This window comes from Shigella sp. FC1544 (assembly GCF_001722145.1).
In the GTDB taxonomy this organism is placed as follows: Bacteria; Pseudomonadota; Gammaproteobacteria; order Enterobacterales; family Enterobacteriaceae; genus Escherichia; species Escherichia coli.
Genome location: NZ_MECT01000554.1, coordinates 1 through 20,547, shown reverse-complemented (window position 1 = coordinate 20,547; position 20,547 = coordinate 1). Strand labels below are relative to the sequence as shown.

Below are 20,547 nucleotides of genomic sequence, written 5' to 3'. Positions count from 1 at the left end.
AATTAGGGCAGCCTTTTCGCCTGCCGGGATTCACATTTTTCTGCATATCTGACACTTTGGTTCCCACTACTTATTTGGTGGACACCACTTTGTCTAATTTGTCAGATTCTGACCAGACGGTTCAGGCTGTACGCTTACTGATGAGTTTAATAAACAGAACGATAGCGAGGCGTTCGCGGTTAAATATGACAAAGAGGTTTATCAACCGGCGATTGCGGCATGTCATAAACAGAGTGAAGAGTGTTATGAAGTGCCGATTCAGCAGAAACGAGATTTCGATATCAACGAACAACGGCGACAGACTTTTCTGCAATCACAAAAACTCAGCCGTAAATTGCAGGATGACTGGGTAACGCTCGAAAAAGGGCAATATCCGTTAACGATGAAAGTTTCAGAAATAAACAGTAAAAAAGTCGCGATTTTGATGAAAATTGACGATATCAACCAAGCTAATGAACGCTGGAAAAAAGATACCGAACAACTGCGGCGCAATGGGGTGATTAAGTAAGTTTGATATAGTGCACGATTTGTAGCAGGATGCGGCGTTGACCCCGCATCCGGCAATCAACGTCTGATGCGACGCTTGCGCGTCTTATCAGACCTACAACCGTTGCCACATGTAGGCTGGATAAGGCGTTCACGCCGCATCCGGCAATACAAGTTTACTCAGCCAGAAAAAGCTCCAGCAGCGAATTTAAAAACAGCTTCCCATGTTCCGTTATCTGCCAGTAATCCGCACATTCTGTGAGATAACCCTGGGCAATCGCCTCGTCTAACTGTGGGCGAATCACATCTTCGCAAAGCCCGGTATACGCACTAAACTCTGCGCGTGGCGCGGCCTCCAGCAAGCGAAAGCGGTTCATAAAGAACTCAAACGGCTTATCTGCGGCTTCGACATCACGCTGGCTTTCCAGATACCTTCCTTGCATAAAACCACGAGGATGACGCGTTTTAGTGGTACGCAGAATGCGCCCATCCGGGAAGGTGACTTTGCCGTGCGCGCCGCAGCCAATACCGATGTAGTCACCAAATCGCCAGTAGTTGAGATTGTGCTGGCACTGATAACCGGGTTTGGCGTAAGCGGAAGTTTCATATTGCTGATAACCCGCTGCGGTTAATAACTGATGCCCCTGTTCGAAAATATCCCACAGCGCGTCATCGTCCGGCAGCACCGGTGGTCGCGAACCAAACAGCGTATTGGGTTCGATGGTCAGTTGATACCAGGAAAGATGCGGCGGATTCAGTTCAATGGCCTGGCGTAGATCGCCAAGCGCCTCTTCCAGTGATTGATCCGGTAGTCCATGCATCAAATCAAGGTTAAAGCTACGTAACCCTAAACCGCTCGCCAGCTTTGCCGCTCGTTTCGCTTCTTGCGGGCCATGAATGCGCCCAAGTCGTTTCAGCTTTTCTTCGCTAAAACTCTGCACACCAATAGAGATGCGGTTCACACCAGCACGCTGATAATCGACAAAGCGATCGGCTTCTACCGTACCAGGGTTCGCTTCCATAGTAATTTCTGCATCCGCTGCCAGCGGCAAACGCGCACGCACGCCGTCCAGCAGCGTTTGCATCGCCGGGCCGGAAAGCAGGCTCGGCGTACCACCGCCAATAAAGATTGTCTTTACTTTACGGCCCTGAGCGTAAGCCACATCATTGTCCAGATCGCAAAGCAGATGCTGAACATAATCGTCGTGCGGCACTTCTCCTTTCAACGCGTGAGAGTTGAAATCGCAGTACGGGCATTTCTGCACGCACCACGGGATGTGAATGTAGAGACTCAGCGGCGGTAATTTAACCATTACGTAAAGCGTCCAGCAGCAGTTTCAACGCCTGACCACGGTGGGAAATGGCGCTCTTTTCTTCGCGGGTCAGTTCGGCGGCTGTTTTCCCTTCGGAAGGTACGAAGAAGATTGGATCATAACCAAAGCCACCAGTGCCCGCTGGTTCGCGAGTAATCACGCCCGGCCAGCTGCCGTGGCATACCAGCGGAGTCGGATCTTCCGCGTGACGCAGATATACCAGCACGCAGTGGAAACGTGCCTGACGTTGGTCGTCCGGTACGTCTTTCAGTGTTTCCAACAGTTTTTGCAGATTCTTTTGATCGGTCGCGTCTTCACCGGAATAACGCGCGGAGTAAATACCCGGCGCGCCACCCAGCGCATCTACCGCCAGACCAGAGTCGTCGGCAATTGCCGGTAAACCGGTCACTTTTGCCGCATGGCGCGCTTTCAGAATCGCGTTTTCGATAAAGGTTAGGCCGGTTTCTTCAGCGGAATCAACGCCGAGGTCTGTTTGTGCCACGATATCAAGACCAAAGTCGCTAAGCAGCGACGCCAGCTCACGCACTTTACCGGCATTGCCGGTTGCGAGGACAACTTTTTGCATAGGATACCTAATTAATTAACGCCGCGATTTCTGGCGGGATTTGTTGCGGATTAATGATTTTAATTTGTTTGTGGCGGCCAAGTTCGCCTTTTTCAATCACCACCTGGCTTTTGGCAACCCGGAATTGCTTACCGAGAAACTTCACCAGATGACTGTTGGCCTGGCCGTCAACTGGCGGCGCGGTAATGGCGACTTTAACTTCGTCGCCATGTAAACCGACAATAGAATCACGGCTGGCTTTCGGCTGAATATAGAGCCGTAAAACCAGACCGTCATCATTAACTGTTACGGCATTCATAACGCCATCCACAGCCCCGGCAGCAGGATGTTTCCGGTTGCCTGTAATACTTCTGCGACACCCATATTGATGACATACAGCAGCAGAACGAGGATCATCGGCGAGAAATCAATCCCACCCATTGCCGGTAGCAAGCGGCGAATCGGGCGCAGCAGCGGATCGGCCAGCTGAATCAGCACGTATTCAATCGGGCTACGACCCTGGCTTACCCAGCTCATAATCGCCATCACCAGCAGGACCCAGAAAATCAGCAAGCCGATGGTTTTCAGCAGAATCAGTAAACCGGCAATCCAGATGATTGGCAGGAAGGTCACCACTTTAAACAGCACAATGGCTTTGATAAAACTGAGAATATAGGCAACCAGCAGCGAGGCGCTGTCAATGGGACCCATTGCCGGAATAACGCGGCGCAGTGGCCCGATAATTGGCTGCGTTACCTTCACTACAAACTGTGAGAAGGGGTTGTAAAAATCACAATGAGCCCACTGCATCCAGATGCGTAATAACAGCACCATGGTATACAGCTCAATGACCGTTGAAAGCAGGAAAGTCAACGTATTCATGGCGTTCCTTTAATTCCTTATTTTTTAGAGTAATCACGCGCACCAAAAATTGCAGTGCCGATACGAACCATCGTGCTACCTGCCGCAATGGCGGCTTCCATATCGTCCGACATTCCCAGAGAGAGCGTGTCGATATGCGGGTAGCGCGTTTTCAGTCCGGCAAATGCTACAGCCATTTGGCGTGCAACTTCAAACTGCCTTACATATTCTGACTCAGGCGCAGGGATTGCCATCAGCCCGCGCAGACGTAAACGCGGTAGTTCAGCGACCGCCGCTGCCAGCTCGTCCAGTTCTGCCAGTTGAATCCCGGACTTACTGTTTTCATCACTAATATTAATTTGAATCAGTACGTTAAGAGGGGGAAGTTCTGCCGGGCGCTGATCGTTGAGGCGGGTAGCAATGCGCAAACGGTCGATGGTATGACACCAGTCGAAATGCTCTGCCACCAGGCGGCTTTTATTAGACTGCAACGGGCCAATAAAATGCCATTCTAATCCTGTTACGCCCAGTTCCTGAAAGTGGCGAATTTTATCTACCCCTTCCTGAACGTAGTTTTCACCAAATTGACGCTGCCCGGCATCAATGGCTTCTGCGATGGCGCTCGCAGGTTTTGTTTTACTGACTGCAAGCAGCGTAATTTCTTCTGGAGAACGGCCGCAACGCGTTGCAGCCGCTGAGATTTTGTCCCGGACCTGTGCCAGGTTATGCGCAATATCGTTCATTTTCCGAGGATCTTAGTATGAATATGGAAGAAATTGTGGCCCTTAGTGTAAAGCATAACGTCTCGGATCTACACCTGTGCAGCGCCTGGCCCGCACGATGGCGCATTCGCGGGCTAATGGAAGCTGCGCCGTTTGATGCGCCGGACGTCGAAGAGCTACTGCGGGAGTGGCTGGATGACGATCAGCGGGCAATATTGCTGGAAAATGGCCAGCTGGATTTTGCCGTGTCGCTGGCGGAAAACCAGCGATTGCGTGGCAGCGCATTCGCGCAACGGCATGGCATTTCGCTGGCGTTACGGCTGTTACCTTCGCACTGCCCGCAGCTCGAACAGCTTGGCGCACCAACGATATTGCCGGAATTACTCAAGAGCGAGAATGGCCTGATTCTGGTGACGGGGGCGACGGGGAGCGGCAAATCTACCACGCTGGCGGCGATGGTTGGCTATCTCAATCAACATGCCGATGCGCATATTCTGACGCTGGAAGATCCTGTTGAATATATCTATGCCAGCCAGCGATGTTTGATCCAGCAGCGGGAAATTGGTTTGCACTGTATGACGTTCGCATCGGGATTGCGGGCCGCATTGCGGGAAGATCCTGATGTGATTTTGCTCGGAGAGCTGCGTGACAGCGAGACAATCCGTCTGGCACTGACGGCGGCAGAAACCGGGCATTTGGTGCTGGCAACATTACATACGCGTGGTGCCGCGCAGGCAGTTGAGCGACTGGTGGATTCATTTCCGGCGCAGGAAAAAGATCCCGTACGTAATCAACTGGCAGGTAGTTTACGGGCCGTGTTGTCACAAAAGCTGGAAGTGGATAAACAGGAAGGACGCGTGGCGCTGTTTGAATTATTGATTAACACTCCCGCGGTGGGGAATTTGATTCGCGAAGGGAAAACCCACCAGTTACCGCATGTTATTCAAACCGGGCAGCAGGTGGGGATGATAACGTTTCAGCAGAGTTATCAGCAGCGGGTGGGGGAAGGGCGTTTGTGACGTTGCCATGCCCGATGCGCAAGTTTATAGGGCCTATAAAGGCAATAAATGTCTGATGCGACGCTAACGCGTCTTATCAGACCTACAGCCGCTGCCAGATGTGTGCTGGATAAGGCGTTCACGCCGCATCCGGCAAGATGGCGGTAACGACTATCCGCCAGGCTTTTAGATCGCCTTAATATCCCTGCTCGAAATAGCTTTCGAGAATAATAACCGCAGAGGCAGAGTCGACTTTGCCTTTGTTGAGCGCCCGATAGCCGCCCTGTTCAAACAGACCGGAACGGGCTTCCACGGTGCTAAGACGTTCGTCATGGAGCTTTACTTCAACACCGAAACGACCATGAATACGGTTGGCAAATTTACGCGCTCTGGCAGTCAATGGTTGCTCGGTGCCGTCCATATTCAGCGGCAAACCGACGATGATTTCGTCCGGCTGCCACTCTTTCAGTAAACGTTCGATGAGGTTCCAGTCCGGCGTACCGTCCTGTGCTTTAATTGCAGGCAAAGGGCGAGCAGTGCCGGTAATGCGTTGGCCGACCGCTACGCCAATGCTTTTGGTGCCGAAGTCGAAGGCGAGTAAGGTTCCACTCATCAGGCGTGCCCTGCCACACCAGGCATGGTGAGAATATCCACACCAATCAGTTTTGCCGCCTCGCGCCAGCGGTCGGCAATCGGCGTTTTGAACAAAATATTCAGATCCGCCGGGGCCGTTAGCCACGCGTTATCGAGAATTTCTTGTTCCAGTTGACCTTTTTCCCAGGAGGCATAGCCCAGAGCCACCAATACGTCAGACGGTTGTTTATCGGTGCCGAGCGTTTCCAGCACATCGCGGGAAGTGGTCATCACCGTGTTGTCTGAAATGCGAATGCTGGAAGCAAAATTGGAGGGCGGAGTATGCAAAATAAACCCGCGATCTTCAGCCAGTGGGCCGCCGAGCATAACCGGTTTATCCAGACGGATTGATTCATCACGCCGCTCCGGCGTGATCTTCAGCTTTTCCAGAATCCCTTCAATTTTGAGATTTTCCAGCGGCTTGTTGACGATGATCCCCATTGCACCATTGGTATTATGTTCGCAAATGTAGACCACGGAACGACGGAAAATCGGATCCTGGAGAGCAGGCATGGCAATAAGAAAGTGATGCTGTAAATTCATTGTCAGAGGTTCTGTTTCCTGGTTCAAAAAAGCAACAGCGCCCAGTATGCGTGGAAAGAAGGGCGCTGTCACTCAGAGTCTCAACGAGATCCTTCTCGCTAAGGTGGGTTACTGCTGCTGTAAACGTGCTTCGATGGCATCCATTAACATTCCGGTGATCGACACCGGAAACTCTGCTTCAATCTCACGAATACAGGTTGGGCTGGTGACGTTAATTTCAGTCAGACGGTCGCCGATGATATCCAGACCAACAAAAATCAGCCCTTTTTCTTTCAGCGTCGGCCCGATCTGATGGGCGATTTTCCAGTCACTTTCCGTCAGCGGCCGAGGTTCACCGCGACCACCGGCAGCCAGATTGCCACGGGTTTCGCCCCCCTGCGGAATACGCGCCAGGCAGTACGGTACCGGCTCGCCATCCACCACCAGCACGCGTTTGTCGCCATCTTTAATGGCTGGCAGGTAATTTTGCGCCATGCAGTAGCGAGTGCCATGCTCAGTCAGGGTTTCGGCAATCACGCCGAGGTTTGGATCGCCTTCTTTCACGCGGAAAATCGACGCGCCGCCCATACCGTCCAGCGGCTTAAGAATGATGTCGCTGTGTTTCTCCCAGAACGCTTTTAGCTGCGCTTTATTGCGCGTAACCAGCGTTTCTGGCGTTAAGTCAGAGAACCAGGCGGTAAACAGTTTCTCGTTACAGTCGCGCAGGCTCTGCGGCTTGTTAACGATCAGCGTCCCTTTCTCTTCGGCACGTTCCAGAATATAGGTCGCGTAGATAAACTCGGTATCAAACGGCGGGTCTTTACGCATCAGGAGCACATCGAGATCGGCCAGCGGCAGATCCTGTTCACCGACGAACGAAAACCACTCTTCGTAGTTCTGCTTCACGTTCAGCGTGCAGGTATGGGCGCGGGCTTCGCCATTGATCAGATACAGATCGCCCATCTCCATATAGTGAAGTTCGTAACCACGACGCTGTGCTTCCAGCAACATAGCGAAACTGGAATCTTTCTTGATGTTGATGTTTGCGATGGGGTCCATCACGATGCCGAGCTTGATCATTATTCTTCTCCGTTAGCCCAAATCGCCAAATCGTACTTGTAGCGCGGTAATGGCGGTGAGCGCAGTTGTCTCTGTACGCAAAACGCGAGGTCCCAACAGGATATCAGTAAATTGATAGCGGGCAGTCATGGCAATTTCATCTGCCGATAAACCGCCTTCCGGGCCAATCAGCAGGCGGACGCGTTCAACCGGTAACGGCAACGTATTGATGCTGTTACTGGCGCGCGGGTGAAGATTCAGTTTCAGTCCTTCATCCTGCTCTGCACACCAGGCTTCCAGATCCATCGCTGGACGGATTTCCGGCACCCGGTTACGACCACACTGCTCACAGGCAGCAATTGCAATCTTCTGCCACTGCTGGAGCTTCTTGTTCAGACGTTCACTATCCAGTTTAACGCCGCAGCGCTCAGAAAAAAGTGGCGTAATGAGGCTTACACCGAGTTCGATCGATTTCTGGATCGTAAATTCCATTTTTTCACCACGCGACATCACCTGACCGAGGTGAATATGCAGCGGAGATTCGCGATCGTCGATCTTGCCTTCCAGCACCTTCACTTCCACGCTTTTTTTGCTGGCGCTGGTAATTTCGGCGTCAAAGACCTGGTTGCTACCGTCAAACAATTGCAACGCCTGCCCCGGCCCCATGCGCAGTACGCGCCCGATATGGTTGGCGGCATCTTCGCAAAGCGCGATGTGAGAATGGCTGGTCAGTGGTTCAGGATGATAAATGCGGGGGATACGCATAGTTAAAAATCCGCGTCGTCTCCCCACGCGGTTGTACGCGTGGGGTAGGGGTTAACAAAAAGAGTCCCGCTAGTGTAGGTTAGCTCTTTCGCGCCTGGCAAGCGCGTTGCACATACGGGTTATGATTGCCTTGCACCTTCGCGATGCGTTCATCGCGCTCGCACTCCCAGTCGGTAACCGGATACATCTTGTTCCATGCGTTGAACAGCTGCGTTTGCTGGCGAGAGAGTGTCAGGTTGTATTGGTCGCGCATATAGAAGTAGGTGCGCGCAATGGCACCGCGTGCACGCGCTGGTGGTTCGGCAGCTTTTTCTTTGAAATCGACCTTCATGGCGCATTGACCGTACTGGCCTTCGCCGCCATTCCACTGGCTGTACATAAAGTTGCCGCGATCGCCATTCACCTCACCGACTGACGGCTGCAGGTTATGCATATCGCTTTCCATCTTGCGATAGACCGGATCTTTAGCGCAGTTTTTACGTCCACCGTCCTGCCAGCACTGGCGCTGGTGACCGAACTGCCAGGCGGGAACGACGTGTTCCCACTCTACGCGGCTGGCTCGGTTTTCATTTTTGCGCACCTGATAGCCGCACGATTGCAGATCAACAACGCCTTTTTTGCCCTGCCAGTTAATTTTACATCCGCAATAAAACGTACCGGGCGCGTCAGCGTGGACTTTTACCGCCGCGGCTTTCGCCTGAGAAAAACTATTGATACCTTCGGCCAACGCCGGGCCGGAAAATGCTGCGCTCAGTACCACCGCAGCAATAGACAAATAACGGTACATCACTTACTCCGTGTTAAAACGAGCCAGCAACGTAGCGAAAGTTGTTTTGGTATGCAATCAGCCAGATCAGGAAAGTTCCTGATAGTTCAGATGGTTATTTTACGACCAGTTGTTCGCCGCAGTGAACACAGCGATAGACGGCTTCGCCACGAACTACGCGATTATGGCGGCGTACGGTAAGCTGATGCTCCTGGCACTTGCAGCGGTAGGGGAAGGTGTTGCGACGCACGGATTGCAGTTCGAACTGATGCGTACGACGGGCGGGAACACCCAGCACGTTTTCCATCATCCACTTCCACTCTTTGCCATGTGGTGCTACGCGCCCGAAATGTTTCCATACCAGCAAATGTGCCAGTTCGTGCGGCACCACTTCTTCAATAAAGGCTTCACTGTTTTCCAACAGCAAAACGGGATTGAGGCGGATTTCATAGCTTTCCAGCCAGGCTGTTCCGGCGGAGGTGCCGCGCTGGGTATAAGAGAGTTTTGGCTCCGGGTAGTTACGCCCCAATTTCAGGTTAGCCTGGGCGAGTTTTTCCCGCAGGCGACGCATAACGGCCTGTTGGATGGCGATAGGGAGACGGGATGTTTTCATAGCGGCAGAGGATAGAGCGAAGAAAAGATGACTGCAAGAGGTGGCTTCCTCCGCGATGGGAGGAAGCTTGGGGAGATTAATCGTGAGCGCCTATTTCGCGCAGTTTACGACCTTTCATCAGATTACGTTCAATATGTTCCAGCGAAACGTGTTTGGTTTCCGGTACCAGCCACAATGTCAGCAGGATAAACAGTACGTTCAGAGCCGCATACACCCAGAAGGTGTTGGCGTTACCCAGTGTGTTGAGCATGGTCAGGAACGTTGCGCCAACGATCATGTTGGCAATCCAGTTGGTGGCGGTGGAGCAGGTGATGCCAAAATCGCGGCCTTTCAGCGGCTGAATTTCGGAGCACAGTACCCAAATCAGCGGACCGGCACTCATGGCAAAACCGACAATAAACATCAGCAGCATGGCGATGGCGAAATACTGCGCTGACGGAGAGTGAATACCGATATGCATCATTGTACCGAGTACGCCCATGCCAGCAGCCATCACCAGGAAGCCCAGCGTTAGCGTTGGTTTACGTCCCCAGCGGTCAACAAGGCCGATTGCGATAAAGGTGGCAAGTACGTTGGTCAGGCCGACAATCACTGTCCCCCACATTTGCTCGGTAGTGTTGGTATAACCCGCCAGTTCGAAGATTTTCGGCGCGTAATACATGATGACGTTCATCCCGGTGAATTGCTGCATTACCTGTAACAGTACGCCAAGGAACACCGCGCGGCGGAAGTTGCTATTCTCTTTAAACAGCGCCCAGCCACTCTGTTTAACCTGCAAACTTTCACGGATTTCATCCAGTTCGCGTTTCGCTTCCGCGCTGGTGTAACGCAGGCGTAGCAGCACGCGTTCGGCATCAACAAAACGGCGTTTGGCGGCAAACCAACGTGGGCTGTCTGGCAGGAAGAAGACACCAATCAGCAGCAAAATTGCCGGGATGATAATCACACCCAGCATCCAGCGCCATGCACCGGTGTAGCTGAAGGCGGTATCAGAAAGATAAGCACCGAGGATCCCGATAGTGATCATCAACTGATACATCGAGATCATACTGCCACGAATTTTTTCCGGCGCAATTTCAGAGAGGTACAGCGGTGCGGTATAAGAGGCCACACCCACCGCCAGCCCCAGTAGAACGCGGGAAAGAATCAGTACTTCAACGTTTGGCGCAGCCGCAGAGAACAGCGAACCGGCAACAAACAAAATTGCGCCGATCATCAGGCTCTTTTTGCGCCCGAGTTTAAAGGAGAGCCAGCCGCTGCCCACCGCACCGACTGCCGCACCGAACATCATGGAGCTTACGACCCATTCTTGCGTGTGCGAAGTAATCTGGAATTCATCTGCAATAAACGGCAGTGCGCCAGCAATTACACCGATATCCAGGCCAAAGAGTAATCCCGCCAGAGCGGCAAGGAAGCAGACGAAAAACGTCATTGCCTTGTTTGACCGCCCCTGTTTTTTAGCGTCAGGCATGATGCCCTCCAATATGGTTATTTTTTATTGTGAATTAAGATAGGTGAGTACGACGTAAAAAGATGTGAAGCAAATCACATTAGTGTAATCGCTTACACTAACATTTATCTTAGTTATGGTTTAAGTGCATGAAAATAATTGAGTTATATCATCATAGATTAAACGCTGTTATCTGCAATTAAGACTTTACTGAAAAGAAATGTAACAACTGTGAAAACTGAATAATAATATGAAAACATTACAAATATTTGGCTGGTGTTATTGGTGTAATCGGTTTCAGTAGTGATGATAATTTGCGATAAAACGTGTTGAGGAAGAATGATGTTATTGTGCGGGCAGCTTTTTGCCGGATGCGGCGTGAATGCCTATCCACCGCGGTGAGGTAAAAGAAAAAGGCCAGCGCGAGGCTGGCCTTTGAAAGCAGGTGAAGAAAGATTACTTCAGACCGGCAGCATCGCGCAGCAGCTGCGCTTTGTCGGTTTTTTCCCACGGGAAATGTTCACGACCAAAGTGACCGTATGCTGCGGTTTCTTTGTAGATCGGGTGCAGCAGATCCAGCATCTGAATCAGACCGTATGGGCGCAGGTCGAAGAACTCACGTACCAGCAGAGTCAGTTGTTCAGAAGGCACTTTCTCAGTACCGAAAGTTTCTACCATGATGGAGGTCGGTTCAGCCACGCCGATTGCGTAGGAAACCTGAATTTCACAACGATCGGCCAGGCCAGCAGCAACGATGTTTTTCGCGACATAACGTGCTGCGTAGGCTGCGGAACGGTCCACTTTTGATGGATCTTTACCAGAGAATGCTCCGCCACCGTGACGTGCCATGCCGCCGTAGGTATCAACGATAATTTTACGACCAGTCAGACCGCAGTCACCCATCGGGCCACCGATAACAAAACGACCGGTCGGGTTGATGAAGAATGTGGTGGCAGAAGTCAGCCATTCAGCGGGCAGAATTGGCTTGATGATCTCTTCCATTACCGCTTCTTGCAGCGATTTCTGGTCGATCTCTTCAGAGTGCTGAGTGGAAAGCACGACAGCATCAATACCAACGATTTTGCCGTCGTCATACTGGAAAGTCACCTGGCTTTTCGCGTCCGGGCGCAGCCACGGCAGAGTGCCGTTTTTACGCACTTCAGCCTGACGCTGTACCAGACGGTGTGCATAGGTGATAGGTGCTGGCATCAGCACGTCGGTTTCATTAGTTGCGTAGCCAAACATCAGACCCTGGTCACCCGCGCCCTGTTCCAGCGGATCGGCACGGTCAACGCCCTGGTTGATGTCAGGAGACTGTTTGCCGATAGCGCTCAGAACCGCACAGGAGTTAGCGTCAAAGCCCATGTCGGAATGCACATAGCCAATTTCGCGAACGGTGTTACGGGTGATCTCTTCGATGTCTACCCAGGCGCTGGTGGTGATTTCGCCGCCAACTAAAACCATGCCGGTTTTTACGTAGGTTTCGCAAGCAACGCGTGCTTTCGGATCCTGTTCGAGGATCGCGTCTAAAACGGCATCAGAGATTTGGTCAGCAATTTTGTCAGGATGCCCTTCAGAGACGGACTCGGACGTAAAAAGGTGTTTTGCCATATTTAATATCACCTAAAGAGAATTTGGTTAGCTCAAACTGTTGTGTGGATTTTCTGTGGTAGCGGATCCTACCACGACTCTGCAGATTAAAAACACTGGCAGTCTGAGTGTTAATCGGTATGGATGGATTAACATCTGGATGGCTATTTTAGGTCAATTCTTCACCCGATTTCCACTTTTTTTTGAATCGTGTCTCATTCTGTTAAAAACGTGGCTGGAAATTTTTCCTGACAATGCCGGCATTCTGCGTATTTATATTTTGCAATTTTCTGCCATTGTGGGGTATAAAACGCGGCGCGCGGCTTAAATAAAAAGCACACGACGTTTCTTTCGTGTTGCCACTTCCAGCCGGGTTGAAATCAGAGTTTTGGCTTGTGGGTTCGTCTTAACAGGCGGCCGTGGAGGTGATACGAAATAATGAACCGTAGTCTGCTGCTTAACCTGTCTCACCGTTCTGGTGAAGATTCGTTCCCCGCACTCTGCATCTCTGCTTTGCATACCTGCCGATGTTATACCCATCTCGGCGCTTCTCAGGATTCAAGAGCTGGTTACAGTTACTGAGGACTGAACAAGGGCGCTCTTGTAAAAACAAGAGTTTTCTCGTGGTTTCGCCGAACTGTCACACTTACGTTCGGTTATGTGCTTAATAATGTTATGAAAAAGAAACCGGTTGCGCAGTTGGAGCGTCAGCATTCACTGCTGGAAAATCCATGTGCTTATGGGTTGTTATCGCAGTTCCAGGCTGCGATAGTCGTTAACTGTTTTACACTTAATAAAATAATTTGAGGTTCGCTATGTCTGACGACATGTCTATGGGTTTGCCTTCGTCAGCGGGCGAACACGGTGTACTACGCTCCATGCAGGAGGTTGCAATGAGCTCCCAGGAAGCCAGCAAGATGCTGCGTACTTACAATATTGCCTGGTGGGGCAATAACTACTATGACGTTAACGAGCTGGGCCACATCAGCGTGTGCCCGGACCCGGACGTCCCGGAAGCTCGCGTCGATCTCGCGCAGTTAGTGAAAACTCGTGAAGCACAGGGTCAGCGTCTGCCTGCACTGTTCTGTTTCCCACAGATCCTGCAGCACCGTTTGCGTTCCATTAACGCCGCGTTCAAACGTGCGAGGGAATCCTACGGCTATAACGGCGATTACTTCCTTGTTTATCCGATCAAAGTTAACCAGCACCGCCGCGTGATTGAGTCCCTGATTCATTCGGGCGAACCGCTGGGTCTGGAAGCCGGTTCCAAAGCCGAGTTGATGGCAGTGCTGGCACATGCTGGCATGACCCGTAGCGTCATCGTCTGCAACGGTTATAAAGACCGCGAATATATCCGCCTGGCATTAATTGGCGAGAAGATGGGGCACAAGGTCTATCTGGTCATTGAGAAGATGTCAGAAATCGCCATTGTGCTGGATGAAGCAGAACGTCTGAATGTCGTTCCTCGTCTGGGCGTGCGTGCACGTCTGGCTTCGCAGGGCTCGGGTAAATGGCAGTCTTCCGGCGGGGAAAAATCGAAGTTCGGCCTGGCTGCGACTCAGGTACTGCAACTGGTTGAAACGCTGCGTGAAGCTGGGCGTCTCGACAGCCTGCAACTACTGCACTTCCACCTCGGTTCGCAGATGGCGAATATTCGCGATATCGCCACGGGCGTTCGTGAATCCGCGCGTTTCTATGTGGAACTGCACAAGCTGGGCGTCAATATTCAGTGCTTCGACGTCGGCGGCGGTCTGGGCGTGGACTATGAAGGCACCCGTTCGCAGTCTGACTGCTCCGTAAACTACGGCCTCAATGAATATGCCAACAACATCATCTGGGCGATTGGTGATGCGTGTGAAGAAAACGGTCTGCCGCATCCGACGGTAATCACCGAATCGGGTCGTGCGGTGACTGCGCATCACACCGTGCTGGTGTCTAATATCATCGGCGTGGAACGTAACGAATACACGGTGTCGACCGCGCCTGCAGAAGATGCGCCGCGCGCGCTGCAAAGCATGTGGGAAACCTGGCAGGAGATGCACGAACCGGGAACTCGCCGTTCTCTGCGTGAATGGTTACACGACAGTCAGATGGATCTGCACGACATTCATATCGGCTACTCTTCCGGCACCTTTAGCCTGCAAGAACGTGCATGGGCAGAACAACTCTATCTGAGCATGTGCCATGAAGTGCAGAAGCAACTGGATCCGCAAAACCGTGCGCATCGTCCGATAATCGACGAACTGCAGGAACGTATGGCGGACAAAATGTACGTCAACTTCTCGCTGTTCCAGTCAATGCCGGACGCATGGGGGATCGACCAGTTGTTCCCGGTTCTGCCGCTGGAAGGGCTGGATCAAGTGCCGGAACGTCGCGCTGTGCTGCTGGATATTACCTGTGACTCTGACGGTGCTATCGACCACTATATTGATGGTGATGGTATTGCCACGACAATGCCAATGCCGGAGTACGATCCAGAGAATCCGCCGATGCTCGGTTTCTTTATGGTCGGCGCATATCAGGAGATCCTCGGCAACATGCACAACCTGTTCGGTGATACCGAAGCGGTTGACGTGTTCGTCTTCCCTGACGGTAGTGTAGAAGTGGAACTGTCTGACGAAGGCGATACCGTTGCGGATATGCTGCAATATGTGCAGCTCGATCCGAAAACGCTGTTAACTCAGTTCCGCGATCAAGTGAAGAAAACCGATCTTGATGCTGAACTGCAACAACAGTTCCTTGAAGAGTTCGAGGCAGGTTTGTACGGTTATACTTATCTGGAAGATGAGTAAGTCCGTATTACTTGAATCCGCTTAATTTAGCGGTGATAATCCGCCACAATTTATTGTGACAAATCCAACCCTTCCTCGTCGGGCCTAACGACGCGGAAGGGTTTTTTTATATCGACTTTGTAATAGGAGTCCATCCATGAGCACCTTAGGTCATCAATACGATAACTCACTGGTTTCCAACGCCTTTGGTTTTTTACGCCTGCCGATGAACTTCCAGCCGTATGACAGCGATGCTGACTGGGTGATTACTGGTGTGCCGTTCGATATGGCCACTTCTGGTCGTGCGGGGGGACGCCACGGTCCGGCAGCGATCCGTCAGGTTTCGACGAATCTTGCCTGGGAACACAATCGCTTCCCGTGGAATTTCGACATGCGTGAGCGCCTGAACGTCGTGGACTGCGGCGATCTGGTATATGCCTTTGGCGATGCCCGTGAGATGAGCGAAAAACTGCAGGCACACGCCGAGAAGCTGCTGGCTGCCGGTAAGCGTATGCTCTCTTTCGGTGGTGACCACTTTGTTACGCTGCCGCTGCTGCGTGCTCATGCGAAGCATTTCGGCAAAATGGCGCTGGTACACTTTGACGCCCACACCGATACCTACGCGAACGGTTGTGAATTTGACCACGGCACCATGTTCTATACCGCGCCGAAAGAAGGTCTGATCGACCCGAATCATTCCGTGCAGATTGGTATTCGTACCGAGTTTGATAAAGACAACGGTTTTACCGTGCTGGACGCCTGCCAGGTGAACGATCGCAGCGTGGATGACGTTATCGCCCAAGTGAAACAGATTGTGGGTGATATGCCGGTTTACCTGACCTTTGATATCGACTGCCTGGATCCTGCTTTCGCGCCGGGAACCGGTACGCCAGTGATTGGCGGCCTGACCTCCGATCGCGCCATTAAACTGGTACGCGGCCTGAAAGATCTCAACATTGTTGGGATGGACGTAGTGGAAGTGGCTCCGGCATACGATCAGTCGGAAATCACCGCTCTGGCTGCGGCGACGCTGGCGCTGGAGATGCTGTATATTCAGGCGGCGAAAAAGGGCGAGTAAGCACCAGATGCGATGCGCACGGGTAAAACGTGCCATTAATGTCGGATGCGGCGTGAACGCCTTATCCGACCTACGTTCGGCACCCGTAGGCCGGATAAGATGCGCCAGCATCGCATCCGGCAATGCGCACAAGGTAACAAATGTGCCATTAATGTCAGATGCGGCGTGAACGCCTTATCTGACCTACGTTCGACACCACCAGGCTTTACTTAATCCCATCCGCGCTCATGCGATCGCGAATATGCTGGGCGCGTTCGGCGGATGCCGGATGGTCGTCAAACATTGAGCTTTGGCGGCCTTCTTCCAGTTTCGCCAGTTTTTCAAAGCTGGTGGCAAGACCTGCCGGGCTGATGCCGCGTTGGCGCAGAAGATCGTAAGAATAATCATCGGCTTCTGCTTCCTGGCGCTGGGAGAATTGCGAATTGACTAATTTCTCGCCCAGATCACCAAGTTGTGATTGAGATAAACTGCCGACAATCCCGCCCGCAGAGGCCGCAGCTACTCGCACGGCATTTGTACCAAGCGCCACCTGCATCCCTTTCTTCACATGGCCTAACGCCACGTGCCCCATCTCGTGACCGATCACCGCTTCGACTTCGTTATCCGTCATCATATCCATCAGCCCGCTATAGACGCGGATACAGCCGTTAGCCATTGCAAAGGCGTTCACATCCTTCGCCATATACACTTTGTAATTCACCGGCTGACCGTTGATATTGTTGCCTAGCGCATTGGCAATAGTTGTCAGACGTTTAGCGTATTCGCTATTGGCTGGCGCAATCGTCGCCTTGCTGTCCATCTCCTGACATGCCTGATCGCTCAGGGTTTTCACCTGCGCATCACTCAAACTGTAAGCCTGAAAAGCTTCCGCTCCTGATGAGAGCAGTCCGTTGGAGTCCATATTCTGGCAACCAGTCAGTACCGTTGCCACGCTCATTGCTACCAATAAGGCGCGAATTTTCATGTTTTCTCTTCCGCACAAGGTCAGGATTATTCTAAAAATGCGCCGTTTGCAGGTGAATCGACGCTCAGTCTCAGTATAAGGAAAAGCGCAGCGGACGGGCGAGTAGATTGCGCAACATGCGAGCATGATCCAGAGATTTCTGAAGCGGCAAAAGGATGTTCCATGTACATGACGCGCGGCTTGCGGTAAATTGTTGGCAAATTTTCCGGCGTAGCCCAAAACGCGCTGTCGTTAAGGGCGTGCCCTTCATCATCCGATCTGGAGTCAAAATGTCCTCACGTAAAGAGCTTGCCAATGCTATTCGTGCGCTGAGCATGGACGCAGTACAGAAAGCCAAATCCGGTCACCCGGGTGCCCCTATGGGTATGGCTGACATTGCCGAAGTCCTGTGGCGTGATTTCCTGAAACACAACCCGCAGAATCCGTCCTGGGCTGACCGTGACCGCTTCGTGCTGTCCAACGGCCACGGCTCCATGCTGATCTACAGCCTGCTGCACCTCACCGGTTACGATCTGCCGATGGAAGAACTGAAAAACTTCCGTCAGCTGCACTCTAAAACTCCGGGCCACCCGGAAGTGGGTTACACCGCTGGTGTGGAAACCACCACCGGTCCGCTGGGTCAGGGTATTGCCAACGCAGTCGGTATGGCGATTGCAGAAAAAACGCTGGCGGCGCAGTTTAACCGTCCGGGCCACGACATTGTCGACCACTACACCTACGCCTTCATGGGCGACGGCTGCATGATGGAAGGCATCTCCCACGAAGTTTGCTCTCTGGCGGGTACGCTGAAGCTGGGTAAACTGATTGCGTTCTACGATGACAACGGTATCTCTATTGATGGTCACGTTGAAGGCTGGTTCACCGACGACACCGCAATGCGTTTCGAAGCTTACGGCTGGCACGTTATTCGCGACATCGACGGTCATGACGCGGCATCCATCAAACGCGCAGTAGAAGAAGCGCGCGCAGTGACTGACAAACCGTCCCTGCTGATGTGCAAAACCATCATCGGTTTCGGTTCCCCGAACAAAGCCGGTACTCACGACTCCCACGGTGCGCCGCTGGGCGACGCTGAAATTGCCCTGACCCGCGAACAGCTGGGCTGGAAATATGCACCGTTCGAAATCCCGTCTGAAATCTATGCTCAGTGGGATGCGAAAGATGCAGGCCAGGCGAAAGAATCCGCATGGAACGAGAAATTCGCTGCTTACGCGAAAGCTTATCCGCAGGAAGCCGCTGAATTTACCCGCCGTATGAAAGGCGAAATGCCGTCTGACTTCGACGCGAAAGCAAAAGAGTTCATTGCTAAACTGCAGGCTAACCCGGCGAAAATCGCCAGCCGTAAAGCGTCTCAGAATGCTATCGAAGCTTTCGGTCCGCTGTTGCCGGAATTCCTCGGCGGTTCTGCTGACCTGGCACCGTCTAACCTGACTCTGTGGTCTGGTTCTAAAGCAATCAACGAAGATGCTGCGGGTAACTACATCCACTACGGTGTTCGCGAGTTCGGTATGACCGCGATTGCTAACGGTATCTCCCTGCACGGTGGTTTCCTGCCGTACACCTCCACCTTCCTGATGTTCGTGGAATACGCACGTAACGCCGTACGTATGGCTGCGCTGATGAAACAGCGTCAGGTGATGGTTTACACCCACGACTCCATCGGTCTGGGCGAAGATGGCCCGACTCACCAGCCGGTAGAGCAGGTCGCTTCTCTGCGCGTAACCCCGAACATGTCTACATGGCGTCCGTGTGACCAGGTTGAATCCGCGGTCGCGTGGAAATACGGTGTTGAGCGTCAGGACGGCCCGACCGCACTGATCCTCTCCCGTCAGAACCTGGCGCAGCAGGAACGAACTGAAGAGCAACTGGCAAACATCGCGCGCGGTGGTTATGTGCTGAAAGACTGCGCCGGTCAGCCGGAACTGATTTTCATCGCTACCGGTTCAGAAGTTGAACTGGCTGTTGCTGCCTACGAAAAACTGACTGCCGAAGGCGTGAAAGCGCGCGTGGTGTCCATGCCGTCTACCGACGCATTTGACAAGCAGGATGCTGCTTACCGTGAATCCGTACTGCCGAAAGCGGTTACTGCACGCGTTGCGGTAGAAGCGGGTATTGCTGACTACTGGTACAAGTATGTTGGCCTGAATGGCGCTATCATCGGTATGACCACCTTCGGTGAGTCAGCTCCGGCAGAGTTGCTGTTCGAAGAGTTCGGCTTCACCGTCGACAACGTCGTTGCGAAAGCAAAAGAACTGCTGTAATTAGCATTTCGGGTAAAAAGGTCGCTTCGGCGACCTTTTTTATTACCTTGATATGTCCGTTTGCGGACAAGCAATAGATGAAGCGTGTTGCAGATCACAAATATTTATATGCAATAAATATCAATTATATAATATGCATCACGATATGCGTATTGACATTTGTTGTTATACCTATAACTCAATGTTATATAAGAAATTAATAATTCACTGTTTTCAAAACACCGGTTTCCCTGCTCAATTGCTTTCATTAAACCGCACGAGTATTTTATTTTTACCGCCGGACGGTACCCTAAAAATAAAATAAGGATAATTTATGCGGCTTAGTGACTATTTTCCAGAATCATCAATCTCAGTTATACATTCAGCAAAAGATTGGCAGGAAGCTATCGGTTTCTCGATGGTATCATTGCTGGATAAAAACTATATCAGCGAGAATTACATTCAGGCAATTAAAGATTCCACCATTAACAATGGCCCTTATTATATTCTCGCACCAGGCGTGGCAATGCCTCATGCGCGACCGGAATGTGGGGCGCTTAAAACCGGGATGTCTTTGACATTACTTGAACAAGGTGTTTATTTTCCGGGGAATGACGAACCAATTAAATTACTCATCGGACTCTCTGCTGCCGATGCCGATTCGCACATTGGCGCTATTCAGGCGTTAAGTGAATTACTGTGCGAAGAAGAAATACTCGAACAACTCTTAACAGCATCATCAGAAAAACAATTAGCGGACATTATCAGCCGCGGATAATTACTCTCTCCTCTACAGGATAATATTATGGAAAACAAGTCTGCTCGTGCAAAGGTCCAGGCTTTTGGGGGCTTTTTGACTGCAATGGTCATCCCCAATATTGGTGCTTTTATTGCCTGGGGTTTTATTACTGCGTTATTTATTCCCACCGGTGGTAATGCTGCCAACTTACTGATTTAGTGTATGATGGTGATTTTAAGGTGCTTGCGTGGCTTCCATTTCCATCAGATGTCCTTCCTGCTCCGCTACTGAAGGCGTGGTGCGTAACGGCAAAAGCACTGCCGGACATCAGCGCTATCTCTGCTCTCATTGCCGTAAAACATGGCAACTACAGTTCACTTACACCGCCTCTCAGCCCGGTACGCACCAGAAA

At 51.9% G+C, this 20,547-nt stretch carries 23 protein-coding genes and 2 pseudogenes; 11 read left to right on the top strand and 14 right to left on the bottom strand.

Annotated elements, in window-relative coordinates; genetic code table 11:
* Positions 1-139: 139 nt before the first annotated feature.
* Positions 140-508, top strand: a pseudogene (locus tag BGK49_RS20595) (DUF1202 family protein); the annotation flags it as partial.
* A 154-nt stretch (positions 509-662) separates the two neighbouring features.
* Here the strand turns inward: BGK49_RS20595 and hemW are convergent.
* Genes hemW through yggS form a run of 5 tightly spaced genes read right to left on the bottom strand, consistent with a single transcriptional unit; the run spans position 663 to position 3,968 of the window.
* A complete protein-coding gene (hemW, locus tag BGK49_RS20590) occupies positions 663-1,799 on the bottom strand; it encodes a radical SAM family heme chaperone HemW (protein ID WP_000239933.1) in 1,137 nt (378 codons plus the stop codon).
* Positions 1,792-2,385: an XTP/dITP diphosphatase gene (locus tag BGK49_RS20585; protein WP_001174735.1), complete on the bottom strand. Its 594-nt coding sequence runs from the start codon at positions 2,383-2,385 to the stop codon at positions 1,792-1,794. Before BGK49_RS20585 ends, hemW begins: the two co-directional genes overlap by 8 nt.
* 7 nt (positions 2,386-2,392) lie before the next feature.
* A complete protein-coding gene (yggU, locus tag BGK49_RS20580) occupies positions 2,393-2,683 on the bottom strand; it encodes a DUF167 family protein YggU (protein WP_000994920.1) in 291 nt (96 codons plus the stop codon).
* Positions 2,680-3,246 carry an osmotic shock tolerance protein YggT gene (yggT, locus tag BGK49_RS20575; protein WP_001094828.1) on the bottom strand — a complete coding sequence of 189 codons (567 nt, stop codon included), beginning with the start codon at positions 3,244-3,246 and terminating at the stop codon, positions 2,680-2,682. The genes yggU and yggT overlap by 4 nt, the downstream gene beginning before the upstream one ends.
* A 17-nt stretch (positions 3,247-3,263) precedes the next feature.
* Complete coding sequence (yggS, locus tag BGK49_RS20570; protein WP_000997795.1) at positions 3,264-3,968, bottom strand: pyridoxal phosphate homeostasis protein; 705 nt, start codon at positions 3,966-3,968, stop codon at positions 3,264-3,266.
* A gap of 17 nt (positions 3,969-3,985) precedes the next feature.
* Between yggS and BGK49_RS20565 the strand changes: the two genes are divergently transcribed.
* Complete coding sequence (locus tag BGK49_RS20565; RefSeq protein ID WP_072059031.1) at positions 3,986-4,966, top strand: PilT/PilU family type 4a pilus ATPase; 981 nt, start codon at positions 3,986-3,988, stop codon at positions 4,964-4,966.
* Between the two features lie 175 nt (positions 4,967-5,141).
* On the opposite strand, the gene ruvX is transcribed toward BGK49_RS20565, so the two are convergent.
* From ruvX to metK, 8 genes are all read right to left on the bottom strand, one after another.
* The gene (ruvX, locus tag BGK49_RS20560) at positions 5,142-5,558 is read right to left on the bottom strand and encodes a Holliday junction resolvase RuvX (RefSeq protein WP_000017111.1); all 417 of its coding nucleotides are present in this window, start codon (positions 5,556-5,558) and stop codon (positions 5,142-5,144) included.
* Positions 5,558-6,121, bottom strand: a complete 564-nt coding sequence (locus tag BGK49_RS20555; RefSeq protein ID WP_005030120.1) for a YqgE/AlgH family protein — start codon at positions 6,119-6,121, stop codon at positions 5,558-5,560. The genes ruvX and BGK49_RS20555 overlap by 1 nt, the downstream gene beginning before the upstream one ends.
* Before the next feature lie 108 nt (positions 6,122-6,229).
* Positions 6,230-7,180 carry a glutathione synthase gene (gene gshB, locus BGK49_RS20550; RefSeq protein WP_000593262.1) on the bottom strand — a complete coding sequence of 317 codons (951 nt, stop codon included), beginning with the start codon at positions 7,178-7,180 and terminating at the stop codon, positions 6,230-6,232.
* 12 nt (positions 7,181-7,192) lie between these two features.
* The gene (rsmE, locus tag BGK49_RS20545; RefSeq protein ID WP_001222508.1) at positions 7,193-7,924 is read right to left on the bottom strand and encodes a 16S rRNA (uracil(1498)-N(3))-methyltransferase; all 732 of its coding nucleotides are present in this window, start codon (positions 7,922-7,924) and stop codon (positions 7,193-7,195) included.
* A gap of 79 nt (positions 7,925-8,003) precedes the next feature.
* A complete protein-coding gene (endA, locus tag BGK49_RS20540) occupies positions 8,004-8,711 on the bottom strand; it encodes a deoxyribonuclease I (protein ID WP_000286500.1) in 708 nt (235 codons plus the stop codon).
* Between the two features lie 94 nt (positions 8,712-8,805).
* Positions 8,806-9,303, bottom strand: a complete 498-nt coding sequence (locus BGK49_RS20535; RefSeq protein WP_000858394.1) for a SprT family zinc-dependent metalloprotease — start codon at positions 9,301-9,303, stop codon at positions 8,806-8,808.
* A 76-nt stretch (positions 9,304-9,379) separates the two neighbouring features.
* Entirely contained in the window at positions 9,380-10,774 is a 1,395-nt protein-coding gene (galP, locus tag BGK49_RS20530; RefSeq protein WP_001112302.1) for a galactose/proton symporter, read from the bottom strand.
* Between the two features lie 435 nt (positions 10,775-11,209).
* A complete protein-coding gene (gene metK, locus BGK49_RS20525; protein ID WP_001062133.1) occupies positions 11,210-12,364 on the bottom strand; it encodes a methionine adenosyltransferase in 1,155 nt (384 codons plus the stop codon).
* A 55-nt stretch (positions 12,365-12,419) separates the two neighbouring features.
* On the opposite strand from metK, the gene yqgD reads away from it, so the two are divergent.
* The 5 genes from yqgD (at position 12,420) to speB (ending at position 16,192) form a co-directional block, all read left to right on the top strand.
* Positions 12,420-12,671, top strand: coding sequence for a protein YqgD (gene yqgD / locus BGK49_RS31470; RefSeq protein ID WP_024259664.1), 252 nt, complete (start codon positions 12,420-12,422; stop codon positions 12,669-12,671).
* A 110-nt stretch (positions 12,672-12,781) separates the two neighbouring features.
* Positions 12,782-12,925, top strand: coding sequence for a protein YqgG (yqgG, locus tag BGK49_RS31465; RefSeq protein ID WP_005043917.1), 144 nt, complete (start codon positions 12,782-12,784; stop codon positions 12,923-12,925).
* Between the two features lie 93 nt (positions 12,926-13,018).
* Positions 13,019-13,150, top strand: coding sequence for an acid stress response protein YqgB (gene yqgB / locus BGK49_RS20510; protein WP_001297406.1), 132 nt, complete (start codon positions 13,019-13,021; stop codon positions 13,148-13,150).
* Positions 13,151-13,158: 8 nt separating this feature from the next.
* A complete protein-coding gene (speA, locus tag BGK49_RS20505; RefSeq protein WP_001490490.1) occupies positions 13,159-15,135 on the top strand; it encodes a biosynthetic arginine decarboxylase in 1,977 nt (658 codons plus the stop codon).
* A gap of 136 nt (positions 15,136-15,271) precedes the next feature.
* Positions 15,272-16,192: an agmatinase gene (speB, locus tag BGK49_RS20500; RefSeq protein WP_000105566.1), complete on the top strand. Its 921-nt coding sequence runs from the start codon at positions 15,272-15,274 to the stop codon at positions 16,190-16,192.
* Between the two features lie 205 nt (positions 16,193-16,397).
* On the opposite strand, the gene loiP is transcribed toward speB, so the two are convergent.
* Positions 16,398-17,156 (bottom strand): metalloprotease LoiP, encoded by a 759-nt coding sequence (gene loiP, locus BGK49_RS20495; protein ID WP_000701842.1) that lies wholly within the window; start codon positions 17,154-17,156, stop codon positions 16,398-16,400.
* Between the two features lie 269 nt (positions 17,157-17,425).
* Here loiP and tkt point away from each other — a divergent pair, with 269 nt between their 5' ends.
* The 4 genes and pseudogenes from tkt to BGK49_RS28350 form a co-directional block, all read left to right on the top strand.
* Positions 17,426-19,417, top strand: a complete 1,992-nt coding sequence (tkt, locus tag BGK49_RS20490; RefSeq protein ID WP_000098595.1) for a transketolase — start codon at positions 17,426-17,428, stop codon at positions 19,415-19,417.
* Positions 19,418-19,730: 313 nt separating this feature from the next.
* A complete protein-coding gene (gene cmtB / locus BGK49_RS20485; RefSeq protein WP_001239660.1) occupies positions 19,731-20,174 on the top strand; it encodes a PTS mannitol transporter subunit IIA in 444 nt (147 codons plus the stop codon).
* A gap of 27 nt (positions 20,175-20,201) precedes the next feature.
* Positions 20,202-20,327, top strand: a pseudogene (locus tag BGK49_RS30245) (PTS lactose/cellobiose specific IIB subunit); the annotation flags it as partial.
* Between the two features lie 55 nt (positions 20,328-20,382).
* The coding region (locus BGK49_RS28350) for an IS1 family transposase (RefSeq protein WP_047664789.1) at positions 20,383-20,547 on the top strand (165 nt) is incomplete at its 3' end.